The organism is Curvibacter sp. PAE-UM (assembly GCF_001432305.1).
In the GTDB taxonomy this organism is placed as follows: Bacteria; Pseudomonadota; Gammaproteobacteria; order Burkholderiales; family Burkholderiaceae_C; genus Hylemonella.
This window is the reverse complement of the sequence record NZ_KQ483358.1, coordinates 231,852-256,117: the sequence shown is the minus strand read 5'-3', so window position 1 is coordinate 256,117 and position 24,266 is coordinate 231,852. Positions and strand designations below refer to the sequence as shown.

The following is a 24,266-nucleotide window of genomic DNA, read 5'->3' as shown; positions in this document are numbered from 1 at the left end:
ATCATCATGAAACAAGTTCAAGAAGCCTATATCGTTGCCGCCACGCGCACGCCCATCGGCCGTTCCGGTCGCGGGTTCTTCCGCAACACCCGCCCGGATGACCTGCTGGTCGCCGCGATCAGGAGCGCCATGCAGCAAGTGCCCACGCTGGACCCCAAGGCCATCGAAGACGCCATCATCGGCTGCTCCTTCCCCGAGGGTGAGCAGGGCATGAACATGGCGCGTATCGCCGTGGGTCTGGCCTTCAACCATCCCATTGGCGGCGTGACCGTCAACCGCTTCTGCGCCTCGGGCGTGACCGCGATCCAGATGGCCGCCGACCGCATCCGCGTGGGCGAGGCCGACGTGCTGATCGCCGGTGGCGCCGAGTCCATGAGCCTGGTGCCCATGGGCGGCGTCAAGCCCTCCTTCAACCCCGAGGTCTTTGCCCGCGACGAAAACGTCGGCATCGCCTACGGCATGGGCCTGACGGCCGAGAAGGTGGCCCAGCAGTGGAAGGTCACGCGCGAGATGCAGGACGCCTTTGCGCTGGAGTCGCACATGCGCGCCATCAAGGCGCAGAAGGCCGGTGAGTTCACGGCCGAGATCACGCCCATCGACGTGATCGAGCGCACGCCCAATCTGGCGACCGGTGAGGTCAGCACCAAGAAGCGCACCGTGAGCCTGGACGAAGGCGCGCGCCCCGACACCACGCTGGAAGCCCTGGGCAAACTCAAGCCGGTCTTCTCGGCCCGTGGCAGCGTGACGGCCGGCAACAGCTCGCAGACCAGCGACGGCGCCGGCGCGCTGATCCTGGCCAGTGAGAAGGCGGTCAAGCAGTTCGGCCTCAAGCCGCTGGCGCGTTTCGTCAGTTTCGCCGCGCGCGGTGTGCCGCCCGAGATCATGGGCATCGGCCCGATCGAGGCGATTCCCGCTGCGCTGCGCTACGCCGGTCTCAAGCACGAGGACATCGGCTGGATCGAGCTCAACGAAGCCTTCGCGGCCCAGTCGCTGGCGGTGATCAACAGCCTGGGCCTGGACCCGAGCAAGGTCAACCCCATGGGCGGCGCCATCGCCCTGGGCCACCCGCTGGGCGCCACGGGTGCCATCCGCGCCGCCACGGTCGTGCATGCCCTGCATCGCCACAACCTGAAGTACGGCATGGTGACCATGTGCGTCGGCACGGGCCAGGGCGCCGCCGGCATCTTCGAGCGCGTGTAAGCCATGAGCGCCGCGCTGGCACGTGGTCTGCCGCTCGACGGCGGCGGCGCGCTGGCGCTGCGGGTCTACGAGCCGTCTGGTGAAGCCCGGGCCACGGTGGTCATCGGCGGCGCCATGGGCGTGCCCCAGGACTACTACGCGCCCTATGCCAGCTGGCTGGCGGCCCAGGGCTACCGCGTCTGGAGCTTCGACTACCGCGGGCATGGCGAATCCTTGCCGCACACCCCCGGCCACAGCCTGCGCGGTTTCAAGGCCGACCTGTTCGACTGGGCGCGTGATTACGAGGCGGTGGTGCAGACGGCCCGGCGCGAGCTGCCGGCGCGGCCGCTCTACCTGCTGGGGCACAGCCTGGGCGCGCAATTGCCCGGCCTGTTCTGCCACCCGGACCAGGTCGACGGCCTGTTCAGCATCGCCGCCGGCAGCGGTTACTGGCGCGAGAACGCGCCTCAGTTGCGCCGCCGGGTGCTTTTCTTCTGGCATGTCATGGTGCCGCTGGCCACACGGGTCTGCGGTTATTTCCCGGGCCGGCGTCTGGGGCTGGTGGGCAACCTGCCGGCCGGCGTGATCCATCAATGGCGCCGCTGGTGCATGCACCCGCGCTACAGCGCCGGCGCAGAAGGGCAGGACGTGGCGCAACGTTACAGCCGCGTGCGTTTCCCGCTCCTGGCCTGGTCTTTCAGCGACGACGAGCTGATGACGCTGCGCGGCACGCACAGCCTGGTCAATCTTTACAGTGCGGCCCCGCGCCAGGTCCTGACCCTCCACCCGGTCGAAGTGCCCTCACGCCGCATCGGCCACTTCGGTTTCTTCCGCGAGGCCATGCGTTCCACGCTGTGGCCGCGCAGTCTGGCCGCCCTGCAGTCCCTGGCTGCCTCCGGCGTCCCGCCGGGGACGGAGGCGGTGGCGACAACAGTGCACACTATGCAGCCATGAAACCGCACGCCTTCGACGCCGCCATCGCGCTGGACCCCGTCGCCCCCGGCCGTTACGCCGGGCGCACCAGCGAGGCCTACTGGAACATGGTCGGCCCCTTCGGCGGCTGCACCGCCGCTACGGTGCTCAAGGCCGTGCTGAGCCACCCGGACTTGCTGGGCGCGCCGCTGTCCATCACGGTCAACTACGCCGGCGCGCTGGCGCAAGGGCCCTTTGAAGTGCAGCTGTTGCCGGTGCGGACCAACCGTTCCACCCAGCACTGGACGGCGGCCATCGTGCAGAACGACGCGCAGGGCCAGCCCGTCGTGGCCACCACGGCCACCGTCATCACCGCGGTGCGGCGCGAGACCTGGAGCCTGTCGGACCTGCCCATGCCGGTCGTGCCCCGGCCCGCCGAGGCACAGCCCATGCGCTACGACAAGGCCATGGCCTGGCTGGACCATTACGAGCTGCGCCCGGTCAGTGGTCTGATTCCGCAGGCCTGGGACGGCCGCCAGCACGACCACAGCGTTTCGCAGTTGTGGATGCGCGACCAACCGCCGCGCCCGCTGGACTTCTGCTCGCTGTTGGCCCTGTCCGACATCTTCTACCCGCGCGTCTGGCTGCGCCGTGCCACGCGCGTGCCGGCCGGCACCGTCTCCATCACCACCTATTTCCACGCCGGCGAGAAAGAGCTGCAGGCCACCGGCAGCGGCTACCTGCTGGGGCAGGCGCGCGGCCAGGAATTCCGCAACGGCTTTTTCGACCAATCGGCCCAGCTCTGGAACGAGGCAGGCACCCTGCTCTGTACCTCGCACCAGATTGTCTACTTCAAGGAATGAACACCATGTCCGACATCCTCGTCCACACCGAAGCCGGTGTTGCCACGATCAGCTTCAACCGCCTGGAGCGCAAGAACTCCATCACCTCGGCCATGTACGCCACCCTGGCCGACGCCGTGACCCAGGCAGCGACCGACGCGGCCGTGCGCGTGCTGGTGTTCCAGGGGCACGAAACCGTGTTCTCGGCTGGCAACGACATCGGCGACTTCCTCAACACACCGCCTGCGGACCCCGACGCACCGGTGTGGCGTTTCATGCGTGCCCTGGCGGCGTTTCCGAAGCCCGCCATCGCCGCCGTTTGCGGCCCGGCCGTGGGCATCGGCACCACCCTGCTGTTCCACTGTGACCTGGTCTACGCCGGCGACAACGCGGCCTTCTCCATGCCTTTCGTGAACCTGGGCCTGTGCCCGGAATTCGCCTCCAGCCTGATGGTGCCGCAGATGTTCGGTTACCACCGTGCGGCCGAGGCCCTGCTGATGGGTGAGCCTTTCATGGCCGAGGCGGCCTTGGAAACCGGCCTGGTCAACCGCGTGCTGCCGCCGACCGAAGCCAATGGCTACGCGCAGGCGCAGGCGCGCAAGCTGGCCGCCAAGCCCCTGTCGTCCCTGATCGAGACCAAGCGCCTGATGAAAAAGGGCCAGGCGGCCCAGATCATGGCGCAGATGGGCGAGGAGGGCGCCAGCTTCGGCCGCATGCTGCGCGAGCCGGCGGCGCGCGAGGCTTTTGGGGCTTTCATGGAGAAGAGAAAACCGGACTTCAGCAAGGTCTGAGCCCGGCTGCATGAAACATTCCGCGCCCTTTCCGGCCAGCGGCTTCGAGCCCGAGTTCGTTGCCGCGCTCAAGGATATTTTTGAGCGGCAGATTGCGTTCAACCGGGTCCTGGGCCTGCAGATCACGAAGATCGCGCCCGAGGGCGTGTGCGCCCGGATCGCCATGAAGCCCGAGCTCATCGGCCATTTTGGGCACCAGCGCATCCACGGCGGCGTGATCAGCGCGGGGCTGGACGCCATGGGTGGCCTGGCCATCATGGCCGCCATCGGCGCGCGCCACATGGACGAGCCGCCGCTGCAGCGCCTGCAGCGTTTCGCCAAGCTGGGCACCATCGACCTGCGGGTGGACTACCTGCGCCCGGGCCTCGGCGAGGCTTTCGAGTTGCGCGCCGAAGTGCTGCGCCTGGGCTCGCGCGTGGCCTCCACGCGCATGGAGTTCCTGGACGCCGAGGGCAAGTTGCTGTCGACCGGCGCTGCCGCCTACATCGTGTCCTGATCAGGTTGCCGGCCGGTGCGGCACCGGCCGGGGTTTGCCCTGCTCGTCGATGGCCACGTACGTCAGGTTGGCTTCCGTCACCTTGACGAAGCGGCCCTGGGCCTGGAAACGCTCGGCATAGACCTCCACCTTCACCGTGATCGAGGTCTTGCCGATGCGCGTGAGCTTGGAATAGAAGGAGAGGATGTCGCCCACACGCACCGGCTGCTTGAAGATGAACTCGTTCACCGCCACGGTGGCGATACGGCCGCCCGCATAACGCGCCGGGATCACCGAGCCGGCCAGGTCGACCTGGGCCATGACCCAGCCGCCGAAGATGTCGCCATTCGCATTGCTGTCGGCCGGCATGGGGATGACCTTGAGCACCAGCTCCTCGTCGGACGGGGGCTGGAGGGCGGCGGTGCTGGGAAATTCGCTCATGGGTGACAATCTCGGAAAACGTGTCACCGGATTGTCCTCCATGCGCCGCTACGGTGAAACCGCCGCCCCCCACGCTCCTGCCCAGCCCTCCGCCGGCATGCCCCGCTCCGACTGGGCCACGCTGCAGCGCCTGTTTCCCTACCTCTGGGCCTACAAGTGGCGTGTCATCGCGGCGCTGAGCTTCATGGTGGGTGCCAAGCTGTCCAACGTGGGCGTGCCCCTGCTGCTCAAGGAGCTGGTGGACGGCGTTGGCCTGCGCCCCAGCGACCCGGCTGCGTTGTGGCTGGTGCCGGCGGCGCTGCTGCTGGCCTACGGCGCCCTGCGTTTCATGACCTCGCTGTTCACCGAGCTGCGTGAACTGGTCTTTGCCAAGGCCACCGAGGGCGCGGCGCGCACCATCTCGCTGCAGGTGTTCCGCCACCTGCATGCCCTGAGCCTGCGTTTCCACCTGGAGCGCCAGACCGGCGGCATGACACGCGACATCGAGCGCGGCACGCGTGCCGTGCACTCGCTCATTTCGTACTCGCTCTACAGCATCGTGCCCACGCTGATCGAGTTCACGCTGGTGCTCACGCTGCTGGCCGTGAAGTTCGACTTCGGTTTTGTCTGGATCACGCTGGCCGCGCTGGTGAGTTACATCATCTTCACGGTGACAGTGACCGAGTGGCGCACGCGTTTCCGCCGCCGCATGAACGAGCTGGACTCCACCGCGCACAGCCGCGCGGTCGATTCGCTGCTGAACTACGAGACCGTCAAGTATTTCAACAACGAGGAGTTCGAGGCACGCCGTTACGACGAGAACCTGGAGCATTACCGCCGCGCCGCCGTCAAGAGCCAGACCAGCCTGAGCCTGCTCAACACGGGCCAGCAGCTCATCATCGCCACCGGCCTGGTGGCCATGCTGTGGCGCGCCACCCAGGGCGTGATCGACGGCCGCATGACCCTGGGCGACCTGGTCATGATCAACGCCCTGATGATCCAGCTCTACATCCCGCTGGGTTTCCTGGGGGTGCTCTACCGCGAGATCAAGCAGAGCCTGACCGACATCGACAAGATGTTCACCCTGCTGGAGCGCGAGCGCGAGGTGGCCGACGCGCCGGGGGCTCAGCCCCTGCAGGTGGCGCAGGCCGGGGTGCGTTTCGAGCGCGTCAGCTTTTCGTACGAGCCGGCACGCGCCATCCTGCACGAGGTGAGCTTCGAGATCCCGGCCGGCAAGACCGTGGCCGTGGTCGGCCCCTCGGGCGCGGGCAAATCGACCCTGGCGCGCCTGCTCTACCGTTTCTACGATGTGAGCGACGGCCGCATCACCATCGCCGGCCAGGACATCCGCCAGGTCACGCAATCCAGCCTGCGGCAGGCCATCGGCATCGTGCCGCAGGACACCGTGCTGTTCAACGACACGGTCGAATACAACATCGCCTACGGCCGCCCCGGCGCCGGCCGCGCCGAGGTGGAGGAGGCGGCGCGCGCCGCCCACATCCACGCCTTCATCAGCGCCACGCCCAGGGGCTACGACACCATGGTGGGCGAGCGCGGGCTCAAGCTCTCCGGCGGGGAGAAGCAGCGCGTCGCCATCGCCCGCACCCTGCTCAAGAACCCGCCCGTGCTGATCTTCGATGAGGCCACCTCGGCGCTGGACTCGGCCAACGAGCGCGCCATCCAGGCCGAGCTCAGGGGCGTGGCCCAGGGCAAGACCACGCTGGTCATTGCGCACCGCCTTTCCACCGTGGTCGATGCGCACGAGATCCTGGTCATGGAGGCCGGCCGCATCGTCGAGCGCGGCTCGCACAGTGCGCTGCTGGCGCGCAACGGCACCTATGCCCGCATGTGGGCCTTGCAGCAGAGCGCGGAATGAGCGCCTGCACGGGCCGGTCGCCGCATAATCCGCGCCATGGAAACCAAGTGGCTTGAAGACTTCGTGAGTCTGGCCGAGACGCGCAGTTTCAGCCGCTCGGCCCAGCTGCGGCACGTGACGCAACCGGCCTTCTCGCGCCGTATCCAGTCGCTGGAGGCCTGGGCCGGCACCGACCTGGTGGACCGCAGCGCCTACCCCACCCGCCTCACGCCTGCCGGTGAAACCCTCTACGGCCAGGCGCTGGAGATGCTGCAGTCCCTGCAGCACACCCGCGCCATGCTGCGCAGCCACACGGCGGCCGGCGAGGACGTGATCGAGTTCGCCGTGCCGCACACCCTGGCCTTCACCTTCTTTCCGGCCTGGGTTTCCAGCCTGCGCGAAAACTTTGGCCCCTTCAAGAGCCGGCTGATCGCCCTCAATGTGCACGATGCGGTGATCCGCCTGACCGAAGGCAGCTGCGACCTGCTGCTGGCCTACCACCATGCCTCGCACCCCTTCCAGCTCGATGCCGAGCGCTACGAGCTCGTCAGCCTGGGGCAGGAGACCATCGCACCGTATTCACGGCCCGATGCCCAGGGCCAGCCGCTGTTCCCGCTGCCCGGGCGAGCCGAGTTGCCCTTGCCCTATCTGGGGTATGCGCCAGGCGCCTACCTGGGCCAGGTGGTGGACTTCATGCTCAAGCAGGCGGGCATGGCCATCCATCTGGACCGTGTCTACGAGACCGACATGGCCGAAGGCCTCAAGGCCATGGCGCTCGAAGGCCATGGCCTGGCCTTCCTGCCACACAGCGCGGTGCGCAACGATTTGCGGGCCGGTCGTCTGGTCAGTGCGGCGCCAGCGGCCCTGTCGGGCCTGCAGATCACCATGGACATGCGCTTGTATCGGGAAAAACCCCAAGGCAAGCAGACGCCCAAGCGCACGGCCGAGGCGCTCTGGCGCTTTCTGGCGGGGGGCGGGCCGGGTCCATGAGGGTAGACCTGTGTTGCCAAAATGACGGCCGCCGCTCTTTAATCACCCTAGGGGGCATATCCCGGCACGGGATTTGCTGGATACTCACAGTCTGACTTTTCTCTTTTTTAGGAGTTACGCATGAAGAAGCATCTGCTGGCACTCGCCATCGCCACCACCTTCGCAGCGGGCGCACACGCCCAGGCCAACGACACCCTGGCCAAGGTCAAGGCTTCGGGCAGCATCACCATGGGGGTGCGCGATTCGTCGGGCGCCCTGTCCTACACCTTGGGTGACGGCAAGTACGCCGGCTTCCACGTCGAGCTGTGCCAGCGCATCGTGGCCAATGTGGAGAAGGCCGTCGGCAGGAAGCTGGACCTGAAGTACCAGTCGGTGACCTCGCAGAACCGCATCCCGCTGACGCAGAACGGCACCGTCGACATCGAGTGCGGCTCCACCACCAACAACGCGACCCGCCAGAAGGACGTGGCTTTTGCCGTGACCACCTTCGTGGAGGAAGTGCGCATGGCGGTCAAGGCCAATTCCGGCCTGACCTCGATTGCCCAGCTCAATGGCAAGAACGTGGCCACCACCACCGGCACTACCTCGGTGCAGACGCTGCGCAAGAACGAGCGCGCCACCGGCGTCAACTTCAATGAGATCTACGGCAAGGACCATGCCGACAGCTTCCTGCTGCTCGAATCCGGTCGCGCCGACGCTTTCGTGATGGACGGCTCCATCCTGGCCGGCAACATCGCCAACGCCAAGAACCCGGCCGATTTCCGCATCGCCGGCGAGGTGCTGTCGGTCGAACCCATCGCCATCATGATGCGCAAGGACGACCCGGCCTTCAAGAAGCTGGCTGACGACACGCTCAAAGACCTGATGAAGTCCGGCGAGATCGCCAAGATCTACGACAAGTGGTTCATGCAGCCCATCCCGCCCAAGAATGCCAAGGTGGGCCTGGCCGCGAGCGAAAGCGTCAAGGGTGCCTGGGCTGCCCCCAACGACAAGCCCATGGAAGAGTACGCCAAGAAATAAAGGGCGCAGGACCGTGCACAGCTTGAACCCCGCTCCGGACACCATCCGGGCGGGGTTTTTGCTTGTGCATGGAGGGCGGCGCAATACGCGTCAGGCCATACGGAGACACCGCACATGAGCTGGGACTGGCAGGTATTCCTCAACGACGACGGCAGCGGCCGCACCTATCTGGAATGGATGGTCGATGCCTGGGGCTGGACGCTGGCCGTGGCCGGCAGTTCCTGGGTGGTGGCCATGGTGATGGGCGCCCTCATGGGCACGCTGCGCACCCTGCAGGACAGCCCCTGGGTGGTGCGCCTGGCCACGGCTTGGGTTGAACTGTTCCGCAACATCCCCTTGCTGGTGCAGGTCTTCCTCTGGTATTTCGTGGTGCCCAAGATGTTTCCCGTCTTCCAGCAGGTGCCGGGCTTCGTGCTGGTGGTCTTCGCCCTCGGTTTCTTCACCTCGGCGCGCATCGCCGAGCAGGTGCGCGCCGGCATCCAGGCCCTGCCGCGCGGGCAGCGCTACGCGGCCCTGGCCATGGGTTTCACCACGGCGCAGGCCTACCGCTACGTGATCCTGCCCATGGCTTTCCGCATCATCCTGCCGCCGTTGACCAGTGAGTCCATGAACCTGCTGAAGAACTCGGCCGTGGCCTTTGCCGTGTCGATCGCCGAACTGACCATGTTCGCCATGCAGGCGCAGGAGGAGACTTCGCGCGGTGTCGAGGTCTACCTGGCCGTGACGGGCCTGTACATGCTGTCGGCCTTCGCGGTCAACCGTGTCTTTGCTTATATCGAGAAGCGGGTGCAGATCCCCGGCTTCATCGTCGCGGGCGGCACCGGCGGGGGACACTGATATGTTGGGTCTCGACCTCACCTTCCTGAGCTGGGACATCATCAGCAAGTTCGTGCTGGGCGGCTTGTGGTTCAGCATCAAGCTGACCCTCATTGCCACGCTGGGCGGCATCGTCTTTGGTACCCTGCTGGCGCTCATGCGCCTGTCGGGCCGCAAGGTGCTGATGCTGCCGGCCACCATCTACGTCAACGGCATGCGCTCCATCCCGCTGGTGATGGTGATCCTCTGGTTCTTCCTGCTGATCCCTTTCCTGATCGGCAAGCCCATCGGTGCCGAGATCTCGGCCATCATCACCTTCATCGCTTTCGAGGCGGCCTACTTCAGCGAGATCATGCGCGCGGGCATCCAGTCCATCCCGCGCGGCCAGGTCTTTGCCGGTCAGGCCCTGGGCATGAGTTATGGCCAGAACATGCGCCTGGTGGTGCTGCCGCAGGCCTTCCGCAACATGCTACCGGTGCTGCTGACGCAGACCATCATCCTGTTCCAGGACACCTCGCTGGTCTACGCCATTGGTGCCTACGACCTGCTTAAGGGTTTCACCAACGCCGGCAAGATCTACGGCCGGCCCGAAGAGGCCTACCTGCTGGCGGCCGTGGTGTATTTCGTGATCTGCTTTGCCCTGTCGTGGAGCGTCAAGCGCCTGCAGGCCCGCATTGCCATCGTGCGCTAGGAGAACAAAATGATTGAAATCAAGAACGTTTCGAAGTGGTATGGCCCGGTGCAGGTGCTCAACAACTGCTCGGTCAGCATCAGCAAGGGTGATGTGGTGGTGGTCTGCGGCCCTTCGGGGTCAGGCAAGTCCACGCTGATCAAGACGGTCAACGGCCTGGAGCCGATCCAGCAGGGCGAGATCCTGGTGGACGGCGTCAACCTTTATGACGCCAAAACCGATCTGCCCAAGCTGCGCTCGCGTGTGGGCATGGTGTTCCAGAGCTTCGAACTGTTCCCCCATCTTTCCGTGACCGAAAACCTGACCATCGCGCAGGTCAAGGTGCTGGGCCGCAGCATCGATGAAGCCAAGGTCCGTGGCCTCAAGATGCTGGACCGTGTGGGCCTGATGGCACACAAGGACAAGTTCCCCGGCCAGCTCTCGGGCGGCCAGCAGCAGCGCGTGGCGATTGCCCGCGCCTTGAGCATGGACCCGATCGTGATGCTCTTCGACGAGCCGACTTCGGCGCTGGACCCCGAGATGGTGGGCGAGGTGCTGGACGTGATGGTGAGCCTGGCCAAGGAAGGCATGACCATGATGGTGGTCACGCACGAGATGGGTTTCGCCCGCAAGGTGGCCAACCGCGTGATCTTCATCGACGTCGGCGGCCGCATCCTGGAAGACTGCAGCAAGGACGAGTTCTTTGCCCATCCCGAAAACCGCCAGCCGCGCACCAAGGACTTCCTCAACAAGATCCTCGCCCACTGACTTTGGACGGTGGCGTACCAAGGTCTCCAGCAGAAGGTCCGGGGTGGGCGCCAGAGCGAAGTCAAGGAGGAGCGGCGGGCGTAGCCTGCCGCGGGGGACATGAGCGGCGGCGCTCGCCCCGGGCCTTCTGCGGGCGCACGACACCCCGCCTGATGTCGCTTCCCGCCATTCCGCGTAGCGCCTTGATTTTGGGACAATAGCGGCATGACACAGGAAATCACCCTCACCCGCCCGGACGACTGGCACCTGCACGTGCGCGACGGTGCGGCGCTGGCCACCGTGGTGCCGCACACGGCGCGCCAGTTTGGTCGCGCCATCATCATGCCCAACCTCAAGCCGCCGGTGACCACGGCCAACGAGGCCGCGCACTACCGCGCGCGCATCCGTGCCGCCGTGCCGGCAGGGGTGACTTTCGAGCCGCTGATGACGCTCTACCTCACCGACAACCTGCCGCCCGAGGAAATCGAGCGCGCCAGGGCGGCCGGCGTGGTGGCCTGCAAGCTCTACCCGGCCGGCGCCACCACCAACAGCGATGCCGGCGTGACCGACATCCGCAAGACCTACAAGACGCTGGAGGCCATGCAGCGCGAGGGCCTGCTGTTGCTGGTGCACGGCGAGGTGACCAGTCCCGAGATCGATCTGTTCGACCGCGAGGCCGTGTTCATCGAGCAGCAGTTGAAACCCCTGCGCCGCGACTTCCCCGAACTCAAGATCGTGTTCGAGCACATCACGACGAAAGAAGCTGCGCAGTACGTGGCGGAGAGCGACAAGTACACCGGCGCCACCATCACCGCGCACCACCTGCTCTACAACCGCAACGCCATCTTCACCGGCGGCATCCGCCCGCACTACTACTGCCTGCCCGTGCTGAAAAGGGAAGTGCACAGACTGGCCCTGGTGGCTGCGGCCACCAGCGGCAGCCCGAAGTTCTTCCTGGGAACCGACAGCGCGCCGCACCCGGTGCACCTCAAGGAACACGCCACCGGCTGCGCCGGCTGTTATACCGCGCACGCCGCCATCGAGATGTACGCCGAGGCCTTCGACGCCGCCGGTGCTCTGGACAAGCTGGAGGGTTTTGCCAGCTTCTTCGGCGCCGATTTCTACGGCCTGCCGCGCAACACGGGTTCCATCACGCTGCGTCGCGAGAGCTGGACACCGCCCGAGAGTTTCCCCTTTGGCGAGGCCGAACTCAAGCCCCTGCGTTCGGGCGAAGCCCTGCCGTGGAGATTGGTGTGAGCGCGCGGGAAACGCTGCGACCGGAAGCGCACATTGCGCTGCTGATCGATGCCGACAATGCGCCGGCGGCCAAGATCGGGCTGATCCTGACCGAGTTGTCCACCTTCGGCGTCACCAATGTGCGCCGCGCCTACGGCAACTGGAAGAAGTCCGAGCTCAAGGGCTGGGAAGAAAAACTGCATGAGCATGCCATCCGTCCCATGCAGCAGTTCGACTATTCCAAGGGCAAGAACGCCAGCGACATGGCAATGGTGATCGATGCGCTGGAGCTGCTCTACACCGACCGGCCCGATGCCTTTGGCATCGTCTCCTCGGACGCCGACTTCACGCCCCTGGTGATGCACCTGCGCGCCAAGGGCGCGGCAGTGTACGGCTTTGGCGCCGCCAAGACGCCGGAACCTTTTGTCAATGCCTGCTCGCGTTTCCTGTTCCTGGAGAAGCTCGGGGTCGAGGAGCTGGGCGAGGCGGGTGAGTCCGGCGAAGCGGCGCCGGCGGCACCCTTGCGCGTGACGACGGCACAGCTCAAGCAGGATGCCAAGCTGGTGACGCTCTTGCGCCATGCCGTGCAGGCGGCGGCCGACGAAAGTGGCTGGGCGCGGGTCGGGGCGGTCGGTCAGCAGATCGGCAACCAGGCCTCCTTTGATTCGCGCAACTATGGCTACGCGACCCTCACCAAGTTGCTGGCGGCCACGCAGCTGTTCGAGATGAGCCACGAAGGGACGTCCCAGGTCTCGGTCCGGGACAAGCGCCAGGGCAAACCCGCTCGCGCCTGATGGCCGGCGAGCTGCCTGGCATCGATTGGGCGGCGCCCTGGCTGGCGCCGTATCGTGCGGTCGGCGAACCGCTGGCGCAGCAGGTCGCTGCCGGTTGCAGCTGCGCCGAAGTTCTCGATGGCGCGGGTGCCCCGGTGCGTTTCGTGCCCCAGGCCGAACTGCCGGCGGGCCTGGCCTACGAGCAATTCATTTTCGAGCAGCAGCGTGTGCCCACCCGCGACGGCCTGCACGATTTCTTCAACGGCCTGGCCTGGTTGCACTTTCCGCAGACCAAGCGGCGCCTTAACGCATTGCAGGCGGCGCAGATCGCGGCCGATGGTGTGTTGCCCGTGCGCGGCCCGGTGCGGGACGCCATCACCGTGTTCGATGAAAACGCGGCCTTGCTGCAGGCCCCCGACGCGCTGTGGGACGCGCTGGCAGCGCGCGACTGGGTGCGTCTTTTCATCACCCTGCGGCCGATGTGGGGGCAGGCCCGGCTGACGCTGTTCGGTCATGCCCTGCTGGAAAAGCTGGTGTCACCACGCAAGGCCATCACGGCCCACGTCTACCGTGTGCCGCCGGAGCTGGCGCCGGCCACGCTCGATGCCTGGCTGGCGCAGGATCTGCAGGCGCCCACGCTGGCCGGCAAGCCCTTCGTGCCGCTGCCGGTACTGGGCGTGCCCGGCTGGTGGCTGCCGAACGAGGCACCGGTCTTTTATGCCGATGCACAAGTCTTCCGCCCGCCGCGAGGGACGTGAGCGCTCAAATCGCCACAAATGGTGTGGAAATGGAGCGCCTGCGCTTGAATTCGCCACATTCACCCTTACCATTTGCGCCATCGGTCCGCCTGTGTCGGGCTGTATGAGAAGGAAACCATGAAACGCATCATTCTGTTCGTCCTGACCAACCTTGCCGTGGTGGTGGTGCTGGGCATCGTGGCCAGCCTGCTGGGCGTCAACAAGTTCCTGACGGCCAATGGCCTGAACCTGGGCGCGTTGCTGGGCTTCGCGCTCATCATGGGCTTCGGCGGCGCCATCATCTCGCTGCTGATCAGCAAGCCCGTGGCCAAGTGGAGCGCTGGCGTGCAGATCATCGAGCAACCCCAGACGCCGGACGAAGCGTGGATCGTCAACACCGTGCGAAAGTTTGCCGACCAGGCCGGCATCGGCATGCCTGAAGTCGGCATCTTCGAAGGCGACCCCAACGCCTTCGCCACCGGCGCCTTCAAGAACTCGGCCCTGGTGGCCGTCTCCACTGGCCTGCTGCGCAACATGACGCGTGAAGAGGTGGAGGCCGTGATCGGCCACGAAGTGGCCCACATCGCCAACGGCGACATGGTCACCATGACCCTGATCCAGGGTGTGATGAACACCTTCGTCGTGTTCATCAGCCGTGTGGTCGGCTACGCCGTGGACAGCTTCCTGCGCCGCAACGACGATGAAAGCTCGGGCCCGGGCATCGGCTATTTCGTCACCACCATCGTGATGGACATCCTTCTGGGCGTCCTGGCCGCCATCATCGTGGCCTGGTTCTCGCGTCAGCGCGAATTCCGCGCCGACGCCGGTGCGGCCCAGCTGATGGGCCGTCGCCAGCCCATGATCAACGCGCTGGCCCGCCTGGGCGGGCTGCACACGGCCGAGTTGCCCAAGAGCATGGCCGCCATGGGCATTGCCGGTGGCATCGGCCAGCTGTTCTCGACGCACCCGCCGATCGAAGAGCGCATTGCTGCGCTGCAGAACGCGCAAGGCTGAGCCCTGAACTGGACATCGACCCCGGGGAATCCGTGTTTCCCCGGGGTTTTTGTTTTCCAGGGCATCGCTTGCATCGGGTCGGGGACATGTCCACAATGACACAGGCCGCTTGCTGCTGAGCGCAAGAGGCCACCACCACCTGTGCCCTTCATGCCAGCCCCCTCATCGCGCCCCACTGCCGCACCGGCCTTGCGCAACTTCATGACGCGGCTGGTCCTTGCCGTGGTGGTCTTCAACCTGGGTCTGATCGGTTTTGTCCTCTGGGCCCTGCAGCAGAGCCGACTGCAGTACGAAGACCAGGCCAGGGTGACCACGGCCAACCTGGCGCGCCTGATGGAGCACGACATCACGGCCTCCATCCGTGTGATCGACCAGGCCCTGCAGGCTGTCGCCAGTGAAGCTGCGCGCACTGCGTCCGCTCCCGGCATGGTGTCCTCGGCCCTGATCGAGGCGCTCATCGAGCAGAAGCTGCAGCGATTACCCGAGCTGGACGGGGTGCGCGTGGCCGACGCGCAAGGCTGGCTGAGCCACGGCACCGGGGTCAAGTCTGCCGGCCGGCTCAATATTGCCGACCGCGACTATTTTCTCCAGCTCCAGGCCGACCCGGACGCCGGGCTGGTGATCGGCAAGCCGGTGCAGGGGCGACTCAGTGGCAAGTGGGTGCTCAACCTGGCACGTGCCATCCAGCAGCGTGATGGCCGTTTTGCCGGGGTGGTACAGGGCTCCGTGCCATTGACCCTGTTCATCGAGCAGTTCATCCCCTTGCAGGTGGGGCCCAGCGGCTCGTTCACGCTGTTCGACGAGGATTTCAGGCTGGTGGTCAGGCAGCCCCTGCCGGGCGAGTTGTCGCAAACCGTGGGGCGGCCCTTCGGTTCGGATGCATTGCGCGCACTGGTTCGCAGCGGAAGGACGGAGGCCACGTACAAGGCCCGCTCCATCGTCGACAACGTCGAGCGGATTTCCTCCTACCGCCGGGTCCAGGGCACGTCCTACCATCTGGTCATCGGCCTGGCCGAAGCAGACTATCTCGCGGCCTGGCGGGGCGAAGCCTACAAGGCCGCCGCCATGGTGCTGCTGTTCCTGCTGGTGAGCATCGTGTTTGCGCTTTTCATCCACCGCACCTGGCGCAGCCAGTATGCGGCGGTGGGCGCGCTCGAGCAGGCCTACCGCACGCTGGACGCCGAAAAGCAGCTGAACCAGACCATCATCCGCTCCTCGCCCTTCGCGATCTACACGCGCGACCGTCGCGGTTTCGTCACGGCCTGGAATCCGGCGGCCGAGAAACTGTTTGGCTGGCGTGCCGAGCAGATCGTCGGCAAGCCCCTGCTCAGTGTGCCGCCCGGCAAGGAGCGCGAGACGGCGGAGCTGCGCGACCGGGTGCTGGGCGGCGAGAACATCATCGATTTCGAAGTGAGGCGCCAGAAACAGGACGGCACCTTGTTCGATCTCAGCACCACCCTGGCGCCCTTGCGCGATGCCCGGGGCGAGGTGACGGGCTACCTGGCCATTGCTTCCGACATTACGGAGCGCAAGGCGGCCGAGGAGCAGATTGAGTTCCTGGCCTATCGTGATGTGCTCACGGGCCTGCCCAATCGCCAGTTGCTGCTGGATCGTTTCGGCCAGGCGCTGGCCCACGCCGAGCGCTCGCACAGCAAGGTGGCCCTGGTGTTTCTCGATCTGGATAATTTCAAGACCATCAACGATTCGCTCGGTCACGCCGTGGGCGACGCCCTGCTGAAGGAGATCGCCCGTCGCCTGGGCGAATGCGTGCGCGAGACCGACACCATCAGTCGCCAGGGGGGCGATGAATTCCTCCTGGTACTGTCCGACCTGGCCGGGACCGAGGCCATCCCACCCGTGCTGCTCAAGATCCGCGAGCGCCTGCAGTCGCCTTTCGCGGTGGACGGTCATGAACTCACCACCTCGGCGTCGATCGGGGTGGCGCTTTATCCCGATGACGGACGCGATTTCGAGACCCTGCTCAAGAAGGCGGATACCGCGATGTATCGCGCCAAGGATGCGGGGCGCAACCACTATCGTTTCTTCGATGAGCAGATGAATGTCGAGGCCGTCGAGCACTTGCACCTCAAGAGCGGGCTGCGGCGTGCGCTCGTCCAGGGTGAATTCGAGTTGCACTTCCAGCCGCAGTTCGAACTGGCCAGCGGTCGGGTGATCGGGGTCGAAGCCCTGCTGCGCTGGCGCCATCCCGAGGACGGCCTGATTCCACCGTCGCGTTTCATCCCGGTGGCCGAGGACAGCGGCCTGATCGTGCCGATCGGTGACTGGGTGATCCACGAAGCCTGCCGCCAGGCCATGGCCTGGCGCGCTGCCGGTCTGCCGCCGCTGATCATGGCCGTCAACCTCTCGGCCGTGCAGTTCCGCCGCGGCGAGGTGCAGCAGACCATCGCCCAGGCCTTGCAGGCCACCGGCTTCGACCCGCATCTGCTCGAGCTGGAGTTGACCGAGTCCGTCCTGATCGGCGACACCGAGACCGTGCTGACCAGCGTGCGCCGGCTCAAGCAGCTGGGGGTGAAGCTGTCGGTCGACGACTTCGGGACCGGCTATTCGAGCCTGTCCTACCTCAAGCGCTTCGATGTCGACAAGCTCAAGATCGACCAGAGTTTCATCCGCGACCTGGCCAGTGACCCGGACGATGCCGCGATCGTGCGTGCCATCGTCCAGATGGCGGGCAGCCTGAACCTGCGGACCATTGCCGAAGGCGTGGAAGACGCGGCCACGCTGGCCCTGTTGCGCGAGATTTCCTGTGACGAGGCGCAGGGTTACCATTTCGCCCGCCCCATGGCGGCTCAGGCCTTCGTCAACTTCATGGCGCAAAGGGCCGGCGCATCATCAAGCAACGAGAAAGTGGGGATGCCATGAAAGTGATAGCCAGGAAGCTGGTCATGCTCGTTTTGCTGGGTGTGGCCACCGCAGCCACGGCGCAGACCTGTGACGAGGCCTGGGCCGATTACAACGAGTTCAGGAAGCGCAATGCGATGGAGCCTTCGCAGTACGCGCTGACGACCTACGGGGCGGCGGTGCGCGCCGCCTGCGGGCCCGACGCCCTCCCGGTGCCGCCCGGCACCGACACACCGCCGCCGCCGCGCGTGCGCAAGCCCAAACCACCTCCCCCTCCTCCCCCGAAGCCGCCGAAAAGCTGACGGTTTAGGATGCTGCCGCGTCGTCTGGTGCCGATGTCATGACAGCATGTCGAGGGCCAGTGCCTCGGCCACCTTGATGCCGTCCACACCGGCTGACAGGATGCCGCCGGCATAACCCGCACCCTCGCCGGCCGGGTAGAGGCCGCGCACGTTCAGGCTTTGCAGATCCTCGCCGCGCGGGATGCGCAGCGGCGAGGAGGTGCGCGTCTCCACGCCGGTCAGCACGGCGTCGGGCATGTCGAAGCCCTTGATCTTGCGGCCGAAGGCGGGCAGTGCCTCGCGCATGGCGTCGATGGCATAAGCGGGCAGGGCGGCGTGCAGATCGCCCAGGTGCACCCCCGGCTTGTAGGAGGGCAGCACGCTGCCGAAGTCCTTTGACGGTTTGCCGGCGATGAAGTCCCCTACGAGTTGTCCGGGTGCTTCGTAGTTGCTGCCACCCAGCACATAGGCCCGGGCCTCCAGCTTGCGCTGCAGCACGATGCCGGCCAGCGGGTGGTATTGCGCGGGTTGCTGCTGGACCATGGCGGCAGCCTGCAGGGCGTAGCGCAGGCCATCCTCGGCGCCGAAAGCGGCCTGCCAGTCGGCCACGTCGCGGATGCCGTCCGGATAGTCCGACGGCTCGATGCCGACCACGATGCCGGCATTGGCGTTGCGTTCGTTGCGCGAGTACTGGCTCATGCCGTTGGTCACCACCCGGCCCGGCTCGGAGGTGGCGGCCACCACCGTGCCCCCCGGGCACATGCAGAAGCTGTAGACGGCGCGGCCGTTCTGCGCGTGGTGCACCAGCTTGTAGTCGGCCGCGCCCAGCAGGGGATGGCCCGCGTATTTGCCCCAGCGCGCCCGATCGATCAGGCCCTGCGGGTGCTCGATGCGAAAGCCCACCGAGAAAGGCTTGGCCAACATGCTCACGCCGCGATCCCAGAGCATGGCGAAGGTGTCGCGCGAACTGTGGCCCAGGGCCATCACCACATGGCGCGCCGGCAGCTCATGGCTTTGCCCCGTGGCCTGGTCCAGCACCCGCAGGCCGCAGATTCGCTTCTGCCCGGAAGTCTCGTCCAGCAACACATCGGTCACGCGCTGCTCGAAGCGGATCTCGCCACCCAGGGCGATGATCTGCTCGCGTATGCCTTCCACCACCTTGACCAGCTTGAAGGTCCCGATGTGCGGATGCGCCTCGACCAGGATCTCTTCAGGCGCGCCGGCCCGCACGAACTCGTGCATGACCTTGCGGCCCAGGTGGCGCGGGTCCTTGATCTGGCTGTAGAGCTTGCCGTCGGAAAAGGTGCCGGCGCCGCCTTCACCGAACTGCACGTTCGACTCCGGTTTCAGGACGTGCTTGCGCCACAGGCCCCAGGTATCCTGGGTGCGCTGGCGCACCTTGGTGCCGCGCTCGATCACGATGGGCCTGAAGCCCATCTGCGCCAGGATCAGCGCCGCGAAGATGCCGCAGGGGCCGAAGCCCACCACCACGGGCCGCTCTTGCAGACCGGCGGGGGCCTGCGCGACCGGGTGGTAGACGAGGTCCGGGCTGGGAAGGATGTGCGCGTTCTGGGCGAACCTGACCAGCAGCGTCGTCTCGAGCGCGGAGGGCACTTCCACGTCGACGATGTAGACCTGCTGCAGCTCGGCCTTGCGCGCGTCGTAGCTGCGCTTGTAGACGGTGTGGCGGGTGATGTCACCGGGCGTGATGCCCAGCGTCTTGGCGATGAGGGCGGGCAGCGCCTCGGGCGCGTGCTCCAGCGGCAGCTTGAGTTCGGTCAGTCGGATCATGGAATTCCCTGGGCTTGTATCGATCAAGCAGAAGAGGTCGCCATGATACGCGGCGGCGCAAGGCCCCGCTTGCTGGGATAATCACGCCCGTGAAGTCAGCCAGACCGCCGCTGGTGCAATCTGGGAAACCAGGCACTGGAGGAACGTCCGGACTGCACAGGGCAGCGTAGGAGGTAACACCTCTCCACCGTGAGGTGAGGATCAGAGCAACAGAGACGAGTCGCAGCGGGGCAACCTGCTGCGGGTGAAACGGGCAATCTCTACGCGCAGCAATACCAAATAGGCACACGCTGACGGGGCCCCCCGAGTGTGCGGGTAGGTAGCACCGAGCCGGTGGGGCGACCCCCGGCCCAGATTAATGGCGGTCACACCGCGGGTAACCGCGGGCGCACAGAATCCGGCTTATCGGCTGACTTCACACTTCTACCCATGGGCGCCGCATCGCGGCGCCCATTTTCCTGGGGCAGGGTTGCTCTAGGGACCCTCTGCAAAACTCCCGTCATGCGCGTTCGAGTCAAAAACGGGATGATTTGACCGCCAACATCGCGCGTCGTGTGCCCGTAGGCACACGCAAGCGATTTGGTGGGCAAAGGGCCCGTTTTTGGCCGAACCCCTTCGGGGGCGCGGTTTTGCGGGCGATCCGCGGCGTTGCAAAACCAGGCAAGCCGTCCAAGTTTGCCTTGGGTTTTGCGCCTTGCGGCTCATCCCGCAAAAGCCACGCCGCGCGCGACGCGAGTTTTGCAGAGGGCCCCTAGCGCTTGCCGGCCAGGGCGGCGGCCAGCGCGAACACCGAGTTCGGCGCCGTGGTCTTGACGGCTTCGGCTTTGCGCTGGGCGAAGATGCCGCGCCGGCTGGCGGGCCGCGTCTCCGGCGGCACGCCCTTGGCGCGTTGTTCCTCGCAGAGCTGCTGCAGCTTGATGGACTGCAGATGCTCCATCATGCGGCTGTTCAGGCCGCTCCACAGGTCCTGCGTCAGCTGCCAGCCAGCCTCGCCGGTGTCCGAGCTTTCCTCGGCTTGCAGGGCGCGCGGGCCTTCCACGGCGCGGATGATGTCGGCCACGCTGATCTGCTGCGTGTTGCGGCCCAGGGTGTAACCCCCGCCCGGCCCGCGCGTGCTCTCCACCAGACCCTGCTGGCGCAGCTTGCTGAACAGTTGTTCCAGATAGGACAGCGAGATCTGTAGCCGCAACCCGATGGAGTTCAGGGGCACGGGCCCCAAGTTCTCGCGCAGGGCGAGATCGATCATGGCAGCGACGGCAAACCGGCTCTTGGCGCTCAAACGCATGGCGTTTCCTTTCTGCAGACAGGTTGTGCGGACGGATAGCGCCCGCACAAAGAACTGTAAGGATGATTGATATTCCGGTAAATTCGAATTTTCGAACAAATCAGTTCGAGAAAATCGAAGTGAAAGAGTTCCCATGAACTTCAAGCATTTGCACTATTTCTGGGTGGCAGCACGATCTGGCGGCATATTGAAGGCGGGTGAGCAGTTACACACAACGCCTCAAACCCTGTCCGGGCAGATCAAGCTGCTCGAAGAAAGGCTGGGGCGCAAGCTGTTTCGCAAGAGCGGCCGCCAGCTTGAGCTGACCGATGACGGTCGCGTGGCCCTGGGGTACGCCGACGAGATCTTCACGCTCGGGGCCGAGCTGGAGGCTGCGCTGCGCCAGCCGCTGGGCGGGCCGCGCCTGCTGGATTTTCGCGTGGGGGTGGCGGATTCGGTGGCCAAGTCGGTCGCCTATCGCCTGCTGGAGCCGGCCATGGACCTGGAGGTGCCGGTGCGCCTGATCGGCGTGGAGGGCAAGTTCCCCGACCTGCTGGCGCAACTGGCCCTGCACCGGCTCGACCTGGTGATCGCCGACGAACCGCTGACACGGCGCATCAGCGTCAAGGCCTACAACCACGCCCTGGGCACCTCGCCCATGAGCTTCTTCTGTGCACCGGCGCTGCGCAGCCGGCTGCAGGGGGCGTTCCCGCAATGCCTGCACGGCGCGCCCATGCTGATCCAGGGCGCGGCCTCCTCGGTGCGCCAGCAGCTCGACGGCTGGCTGGCGCGCCAGCAGATCCAGCCGCGTTTCGTGGGCGAGTTCGACGACGGCGCGCTGATGACGGCCTTCGGCCGCGAGGGCCGGGGCGTCTTCATGTCCCCCAGCGTGCTGGAGGCCGAGACGGTGGCGCACTATGGCGTGGAGGTGATCGGCCGCAGCGAGGAGCTGGTGGAGGAGTTCTACGCGGTCTCGGTCGAGCGGCGCATCAAGCACCCGGCGGTGGCGGCCATCACGCAGGCGGCACGCGGCCGCCTGTTCCACGCCTGAGAACTTGTCCATCAATCTGCTGCGCTTGCCCGTCGCCGCGTTGGGCGGTGCGCGCCATCCTCACGTACCTTTAGTACGTTCCGGTGGCTGTGCTCCGTCCGCCTTGCGCTCGGGCCGCTCGCTACGATTGCTGGACAAGTTCTGTGTGCTGGCTCGCCAAAGCCTCAGCGGCAGAGCGCGCCGGCCTTGAGCCGCTCGGCGCGCTCCGGCGTGGCCGGGTGGGTGCTGAACCAGTCCCCCATCGTGCTGCCGCCGGCTTTGGCACCCGGCTCTGCCGTTTCCTTGCCACGACGGGACATCCCCAGCAGCAGATCGGCCATGGGGGCCGTGGGCCGTTGCGCGCTGGCCATCAGCGCGAGGGCAAAACAATCGGACTCGCTCTCGTGCTGGCGCCGGTAGGCCAGGCCGGTCATCACCGTGCTGGTCATCGACACCAGGCTGGAGACGTCACCCAGGGCCAGGCCCAGGCCGACATTGAGCACGCCCTGTTCCACCACCAGGCGGGTGCCGTGGCGGTGTTCGACGTGGCCGATCTCGTGCGCCAGCACGCCCAGCAGCGCATCGTCGCCCAGGCCCTGCTTGGCGGCGGCCTCGACCAGTTCGTCGGTCATCACCAAGGTGCCGCCGGGCAGGGCAAAGGCGTTGGGACCCATGCCGCGGCGAAAGTGCAGTTCGTAGCGCGGGGCGTAGGCCGGGTAGCGCTTGAGCGAGGGTTCCAGGCGGGTCAGCAGTTCGGTGAATTGCGTGCGCAGTTCCTGCTGGCGCTCGGGGGGCAGCTGGCTGGGTTTGAGCCAGGCCTGGTCAACCTGGGCCATGGCCTGCTGGCTCAGGCTGAGTTCCCACTCCAGCGGCACATGGCGGCTGAGCTGGGCCGCAGCCCAGGGCGTGCCCCAGCGGTAGAAGGCCAAGAGGCCGGCCACGGCCACGAGCAGCACACCCAGCAGCACGGGCCAGCGGGTCTGCATGCGCTGGGCCAGGCCAGGGCGGGCGCCGGCAGCGGCCAGGGCCTGCTGCCAGGCCAGGGGCTGGTCGATCTCCACGCTGCCATGGTCACGCAGCGCCACGGTGATGCGCTCCGGCGCGCGGCCGGCGCTCCACTGCGGCGGCCACTCGACCTCGTCGTATTCGAAGCGGCGCGAGGCGGCATGCGCCAGGTCCACCACGTGCAGATGCAGGGCCGGGCCCCGGGGGCCGGCTTCCAGAACGATCAGCACCTCGCGCGCACGGCTGTGGCGGCCGTTGAACCATTTGGCCCGCAGGGGGGCGGCAACAGGTTTCGGCGCTTCACTCATATCAGCCGACGATGTCCAGGCCGGCCATGTCGGCCAGCGCATCACCCATTGCGTCCTGCTGGCGCACCAGTTCGCCGATCAGCTGGTCCAGCCCGCCCTTGACGTGCAGGGTGACCGCGTCGGCCTTCATGCGGTATTCGCTGACGCGGGCGAAGGGCCGGTAGAAACCCAGAGTGAGCAGGGTGAGCAGAACGTTCTTGATGCGCAGGCGAACAAAGGCCCAGTGCTGCAGGTCGCACTTGAAGCGGGCGATCTGGCTCAGACCCACATTGCTCCAGATCAGCTTGAACATGCGGGCTTCGCGGTAGGCGCGGGCCGGCGCCGATGCGAGGACCAGGCCCAGGATGGCGGCGATCACGATGAAGAAGATCAGCACGAACATGGCCGGGCCACGCACGGTGCTGAACATGGACTGGACGGTGTAGGCCGCGCCGGCGGCCAGCGCCAGGATCAGGGCCACGCCGGCCAGGAACACGACGATGGTCGCACCCCAGATGCGCACGAAGTCGCTGTAGACGGGTTTCCAGCGGCCGTGTTGTTTGCCGATCCCGGCGCGCAGCACCAGCAGGCTCTTGTAGTTGAACTCCACGCGGATGATGCACAGCACGCTGAGCACCAGGCCGAGGGCGATCAGCCCCAGCATGGGCGGGCTCACGTTGGGCCATTCGGGCACGTGGTTGCCGCCCGACGTGCGCGAGTTAGGGGCCGGCAGGTCGGCGGACAGGAAATCGAATCCGTAGGTGATGCCGACCCAGATCGCAGCCATCAGGAAAATCGGCCAACTGGCCACGTAGACGTCTTTCCAGCGCGCGGCGAACTGCAGCTGCAGGCCGCGCCAGCGCGTGCTGGCAAGGCGAAAGCGCATGGCGCTGCCCCAGATGTAGGGCGCCAGCAGGGCGGCGGCGATGATGAAGATGGAGACCACGGTGTCCTGCCCGGTCTCGGCCGCGATCTTGTAGGCTACGTAGAGCAGGGCGAAGAGGATGAAGCTGACCACCATCTTGCGCAGCGGGGCCGTGAACTCCAGCGGGCTGCCGGCGATCATGGTGTGGTCGTAGAAATACCGCGCGGTACGCCGGCGCGCCCAGGGCGTGTACAGGCCCAGGGTGACGATGGACAGCAGCAGGTTGACAATCCAGACCCGGAAGTATTCGCTGCCGCTGCCGGAAAACCGCAGCCGGTACGCGGCGATGCCGTGGCGCTGTGTCGTGCTGTCCATCTCTCCCCCTGTTGTGACGTTGCGCAGGCAGT

Annotated in this window: 23 protein-coding genes and 1 other RNA gene; 19 read left to right on the top strand and 5 right to left on the bottom strand. The window is 66.3% G+C overall.

All coding sequences use genetic code 11. The features are described from left to right. Positions 1-6: 6 nt before the first annotated feature. From AO057_RS01230 to AO057_RS01210, 5 genes are read left to right on the top strand one after another with little or no spacing between them, the layout of a single operon-like run. A complete protein-coding gene (locus AO057_RS01230) occupies positions 7-1,200 on the top strand; it encodes an acetyl-CoA C-acyltransferase (RefSeq protein ID WP_057673914.1) in 1,194 nt (397 codons plus the stop codon). A gap of 3 nt (positions 1,201-1,203) precedes the next feature. Beyond that, positions 1,204-2,133 (top strand): alpha/beta hydrolase family protein, encoded by a 930-nt coding sequence (locus AO057_RS01225; protein ID WP_057673913.1) that lies wholly within the window; start codon positions 1,204-1,206, stop codon positions 2,131-2,133. Then, positions 2,130-2,954 (top strand): acyl-CoA thioesterase, encoded by an 825-nt coding sequence (locus AO057_RS01220; RefSeq protein WP_057673912.1) that lies wholly within the window; start codon positions 2,130-2,132, stop codon positions 2,952-2,954. Before AO057_RS01225 ends, AO057_RS01220 begins: the two co-directional genes overlap by 4 nt. A gap of 5 nt (positions 2,955-2,959) precedes the next feature. After that, on the top strand, positions 2,960-3,724 hold the full coding sequence (locus AO057_RS01215; RefSeq protein ID WP_057673911.1) for an enoyl-CoA hydratase: 765 nt from the start codon (positions 2,960-2,962) through the stop codon (positions 3,722-3,724). 10 nt (positions 3,725-3,734) lie between these two features. After that, complete coding sequence (locus AO057_RS01210) at positions 3,735-4,220, top strand: thioesterase family protein (protein WP_057673910.1); 486 nt, start codon at positions 3,735-3,737, stop codon at positions 4,218-4,220. Here AO057_RS01210 and AO057_RS01205 read toward each other — a convergent pair whose 3' ends face one another. Continuing rightward, positions 4,221-4,640: an acyl-CoA thioesterase gene (locus tag AO057_RS01205; protein ID WP_057673909.1), complete on the bottom strand. Its 420-nt coding sequence runs from the start codon at positions 4,638-4,640 to the stop codon at positions 4,221-4,223. 40 nt (positions 4,641-4,680) lie between these two features. On the opposite strand from AO057_RS01205, the gene AO057_RS01200 reads away from it, so the two are divergent. The 12 genes from AO057_RS01200 to AO057_RS01145 all read left to right on the top strand — a co-directional run bounded on the left by AO057_RS01200 (position 4,681) and on the right by AO057_RS01145 (position 17,638). Beyond that, complete coding sequence (locus tag AO057_RS01200; RefSeq protein WP_057673908.1) at positions 4,681-6,495, top strand: ABCB family ABC transporter ATP-binding protein/permease; 1,815 nt, start codon at positions 4,681-4,683, stop codon at positions 6,493-6,495. A 36-nt stretch (positions 6,496-6,531) separates the two neighbouring features. Further along, positions 6,532-7,464, top strand: a complete 933-nt coding sequence (locus tag AO057_RS01195; RefSeq protein WP_057673907.1) for a LysR substrate-binding domain-containing protein — start codon at positions 6,532-6,534, stop codon at positions 7,462-7,464. A 120-nt stretch (positions 7,465-7,584) separates the two neighbouring features. Continuing rightward, positions 7,585-8,484, top strand: a complete 900-nt coding sequence (locus AO057_RS01190; protein ID WP_057673906.1) for an amino acid ABC transporter substrate-binding protein — start codon at positions 7,585-7,587, stop codon at positions 8,482-8,484. Positions 8,485-8,598: 114 nt separating this feature from the next. Further along, positions 8,599-9,321: an amino acid ABC transporter permease gene (locus AO057_RS01185; RefSeq protein ID WP_057673905.1), complete on the top strand. Its 723-nt coding sequence runs from the start codon at positions 8,599-8,601 to the stop codon at positions 9,319-9,321. Position 9,322: 1 nt separating this feature from the next. Further along, positions 9,323-9,991, top strand: coding sequence for an amino acid ABC transporter permease (locus AO057_RS18065; RefSeq protein ID WP_057673904.1), 669 nt, complete (start codon positions 9,323-9,325; stop codon positions 9,989-9,991). Positions 9,992-10,000: 9 nt separating this feature from the next. Next, positions 10,001-10,738: an amino acid ABC transporter ATP-binding protein gene (locus AO057_RS18060; RefSeq protein WP_057673903.1), complete on the top strand. Its 738-nt coding sequence runs from the start codon at positions 10,001-10,003 to the stop codon at positions 10,736-10,738. A 204-nt stretch (positions 10,739-10,942) separates the two neighbouring features. Continuing rightward, on the top strand, positions 10,943-11,974 hold the full coding sequence (pyrC, locus tag AO057_RS01170; protein ID WP_057673902.1) for a dihydroorotase: 1,032 nt from the start codon (positions 10,943-10,945) through the stop codon (positions 11,972-11,974). Further along, the gene (locus AO057_RS01165) at positions 11,971-12,747 is read left to right on the top strand and encodes an NYN domain-containing protein (protein ID WP_240480708.1); all 777 of its coding nucleotides are present in this window, start codon (positions 11,971-11,973) and stop codon (positions 12,745-12,747) included. Before pyrC ends, AO057_RS01165 begins: the two co-directional genes overlap by 4 nt. Beyond that, positions 12,747-13,484 carry a DUF3025 domain-containing protein gene (locus AO057_RS01160; RefSeq protein WP_057673901.1) on the top strand — a complete coding sequence of 246 codons (738 nt, stop codon included), beginning with the start codon at positions 12,747-12,749 and terminating at the stop codon, positions 13,482-13,484. The genes AO057_RS01165 and AO057_RS01160 overlap by 1 nt, the downstream gene beginning before the upstream one ends. 117 nt (positions 13,485-13,601) lie before the next feature. Further along, positions 13,602-14,477: a protease HtpX gene (gene htpX, locus AO057_RS01155; RefSeq protein WP_057673900.1), complete on the top strand. Its 876-nt coding sequence runs from the start codon at positions 13,602-13,604 to the stop codon at positions 14,475-14,477. A 150-nt stretch (positions 14,478-14,627) separates the two neighbouring features. Beyond that, positions 14,628-17,357, top strand: coding sequence for a bifunctional diguanylate cyclase/phosphodiesterase (locus AO057_RS01150; protein WP_082605360.1), 2,730 nt, complete (start codon positions 14,628-14,630; stop codon positions 17,355-17,357). Next, positions 17,354-17,638 carry a hypothetical protein gene (locus AO057_RS01145; RefSeq protein ID WP_156404445.1) on the top strand — a complete coding sequence of 95 codons (285 nt, stop codon included), beginning with the start codon at positions 17,354-17,356 and terminating at the stop codon, positions 17,636-17,638. The genes AO057_RS01150 and AO057_RS01145 overlap by 4 nt, the downstream gene beginning before the upstream one ends. Positions 17,639-17,674: 36 nt before the next feature. Here the strand turns inward: AO057_RS01145 and AO057_RS01140 are convergent, their stop codons facing one another. Further along, positions 17,675-19,408, bottom strand: coding sequence for an NAD(P)/FAD-dependent oxidoreductase (locus tag AO057_RS01140; protein ID WP_057673897.1), 1,734 nt, complete (start codon positions 19,406-19,408; stop codon positions 17,675-17,677). Positions 19,409-19,499: 91 nt separating this feature from the next. Here AO057_RS01140 and rnpB point away from each other — a divergent pair. Next, positions 19,500-19,829: RNase P RNA component class A (gene rnpB, locus AO057_RS17290), an RNA gene on the top strand. Between the two features lie 330 nt (positions 19,830-20,159). On the opposite strand, the gene AO057_RS01135 is transcribed toward rnpB, so the two are convergent. Next, positions 20,160-20,693, bottom strand: a complete 534-nt coding sequence (locus tag AO057_RS01135) for an Rrf2 family transcriptional regulator (RefSeq protein ID WP_057673896.1) — start codon at positions 20,691-20,693, stop codon at positions 20,160-20,162. A 133-nt stretch (positions 20,694-20,826) separates the two neighbouring features. On the opposite strand from AO057_RS01135, the gene nhaR reads away from it, so the two are divergent. After that, entirely contained in the window at positions 20,827-21,723 is an 897-nt protein-coding gene (nhaR, locus tag AO057_RS01130; RefSeq protein WP_057673895.1) for a transcriptional activator NhaR, read from the top strand. A gap of 164 nt (positions 21,724-21,887) precedes the next feature. Here the strand turns inward: nhaR and AO057_RS01125 are convergent, their stop codons facing one another. Beyond that, entirely contained in the window at positions 21,888-23,015 is a 1,128-nt protein-coding gene (locus AO057_RS01125) for a M48 family metallopeptidase (protein WP_057673894.1), read from the bottom strand. A gap of 1 nt (position 23,016) precedes the next feature. Then, entirely contained in the window at positions 23,017-24,234 is a 1,218-nt protein-coding gene (locus AO057_RS01120) for a YjgN family protein (RefSeq protein WP_156404444.1), read from the bottom strand. Positions 24,235-24,266: the final 32 nt, after the last annotated feature.

What these genes read in the sequence shown, in the direction of transcription:
- AO057_RS01230 (WP_057673914.1), top strand. Translation starts at nt 7, where the DNA reads ATGAAACAAGTTCAAGAAGCCTATATCGTTGCCGCCACGCGCACGCCC.
- AO057_RS01225 (WP_057673913.1), top strand. Translation starts at nt 1,204, where the DNA reads ATGAGCGCCGCGCTGGCACGTGGTCTGCCGCTCGACGGCGGCGGCGCG.
- AO057_RS01220 (WP_057673912.1), top strand. Translation starts at nt 2,130, where the DNA reads ATGAAACCGCACGCCTTCGACGCCGCCATCGCGCTGGACCCCGTCGCC.
- AO057_RS01215 (WP_057673911.1), top strand. Translation starts at nt 2,960, where the DNA reads ATGTCCGACATCCTCGTCCACACCGAAGCCGGTGTTGCCACGATCAGC.
- AO057_RS01210 (WP_057673910.1), top strand. Translation starts at nt 3,735, where the DNA reads ATGAAACATTCCGCGCCCTTTCCGGCCAGCGGCTTCGAGCCCGAGTTC.
- AO057_RS01205 (WP_057673909.1), bottom strand. Translation starts at nt 4,640, where the DNA reads ATGAGCGAATTTCCCAGCACCGCCGCCCTCCAGCCCCCGTCCGACGAG.
- AO057_RS01200 (WP_057673908.1), top strand. Translation starts at nt 4,681, where the DNA reads ATGCGCCGCTACGGTGAAACCGCCGCCCCCCACGCTCCTGCCCAGCCC.
- AO057_RS01195 (WP_057673907.1), top strand. Translation starts at nt 6,532, where the DNA reads ATGGAAACCAAGTGGCTTGAAGACTTCGTGAGTCTGGCCGAGACGCGC.
- AO057_RS01190 (WP_057673906.1), top strand. Translation starts at nt 7,585, where the DNA reads ATGAAGAAGCATCTGCTGGCACTCGCCATCGCCACCACCTTCGCAGCG.
- AO057_RS01185 (WP_057673905.1), top strand. Translation starts at nt 8,599, where the DNA reads ATGAGCTGGGACTGGCAGGTATTCCTCAACGACGACGGCAGCGGCCGC.
- AO057_RS18065 (WP_057673904.1), top strand. Translation starts at nt 9,323, where the DNA reads ATGTTGGGTCTCGACCTCACCTTCCTGAGCTGGGACATCATCAGCAAG.
- AO057_RS18060 (WP_057673903.1), top strand. Translation starts at nt 10,001, where the DNA reads ATGATTGAAATCAAGAACGTTTCGAAGTGGTATGGCCCGGTGCAGGTG.
- pyrC (WP_057673902.1), top strand. Translation starts at nt 10,943, where the DNA reads ATGACACAGGAAATCACCCTCACCCGCCCGGACGACTGGCACCTGCAC.
- AO057_RS01160 (WP_057673901.1), top strand. Translation starts at nt 12,747, where the DNA reads ATGGCCGGCGAGCTGCCTGGCATCGATTGGGCGGCGCCCTGGCTGGCG.
- htpX (WP_057673900.1), top strand. Translation starts at nt 13,602, where the DNA reads ATGAAACGCATCATTCTGTTCGTCCTGACCAACCTTGCCGTGGTGGTG.
- AO057_RS01150 (WP_082605360.1), top strand. Translation starts at nt 14,628, where the DNA reads ATGCCAGCCCCCTCATCGCGCCCCACTGCCGCACCGGCCTTGCGCAAC.
- AO057_RS01145 (WP_156404445.1), top strand. Translation starts at nt 17,354, where the DNA reads ATGAAAGTGATAGCCAGGAAGCTGGTCATGCTCGTTTTGCTGGGTGTG.
- AO057_RS01140 (WP_057673897.1), bottom strand. Translation starts at nt 19,408, where the DNA reads ATGATCCGACTGACCGAACTCAAGCTGCCGCTGGAGCACGCGCCCGAG.
- AO057_RS01135 (WP_057673896.1), bottom strand. Translation starts at nt 20,693, where the DNA reads ATGCGTTTGAGCGCCAAGAGCCGGTTTGCCGTCGCTGCCATGATCGAT.
- nhaR (WP_057673895.1), top strand. Translation starts at nt 20,827, where the DNA reads ATGAACTTCAAGCATTTGCACTATTTCTGGGTGGCAGCACGATCTGGC.
- AO057_RS01125 (WP_057673894.1), bottom strand. Translation starts at nt 23,015, where the DNA reads ATGAGTGAAGCGCCGAAACCTGTTGCCGCCCCCCTGCGGGCCAAATGG.
- AO057_RS01120 (WP_156404444.1), bottom strand. Translation starts at nt 24,234, where the DNA reads ATGGACAGCACGACACAGCGCCACGGCATCGCCGCGTACCGGCTGCGG.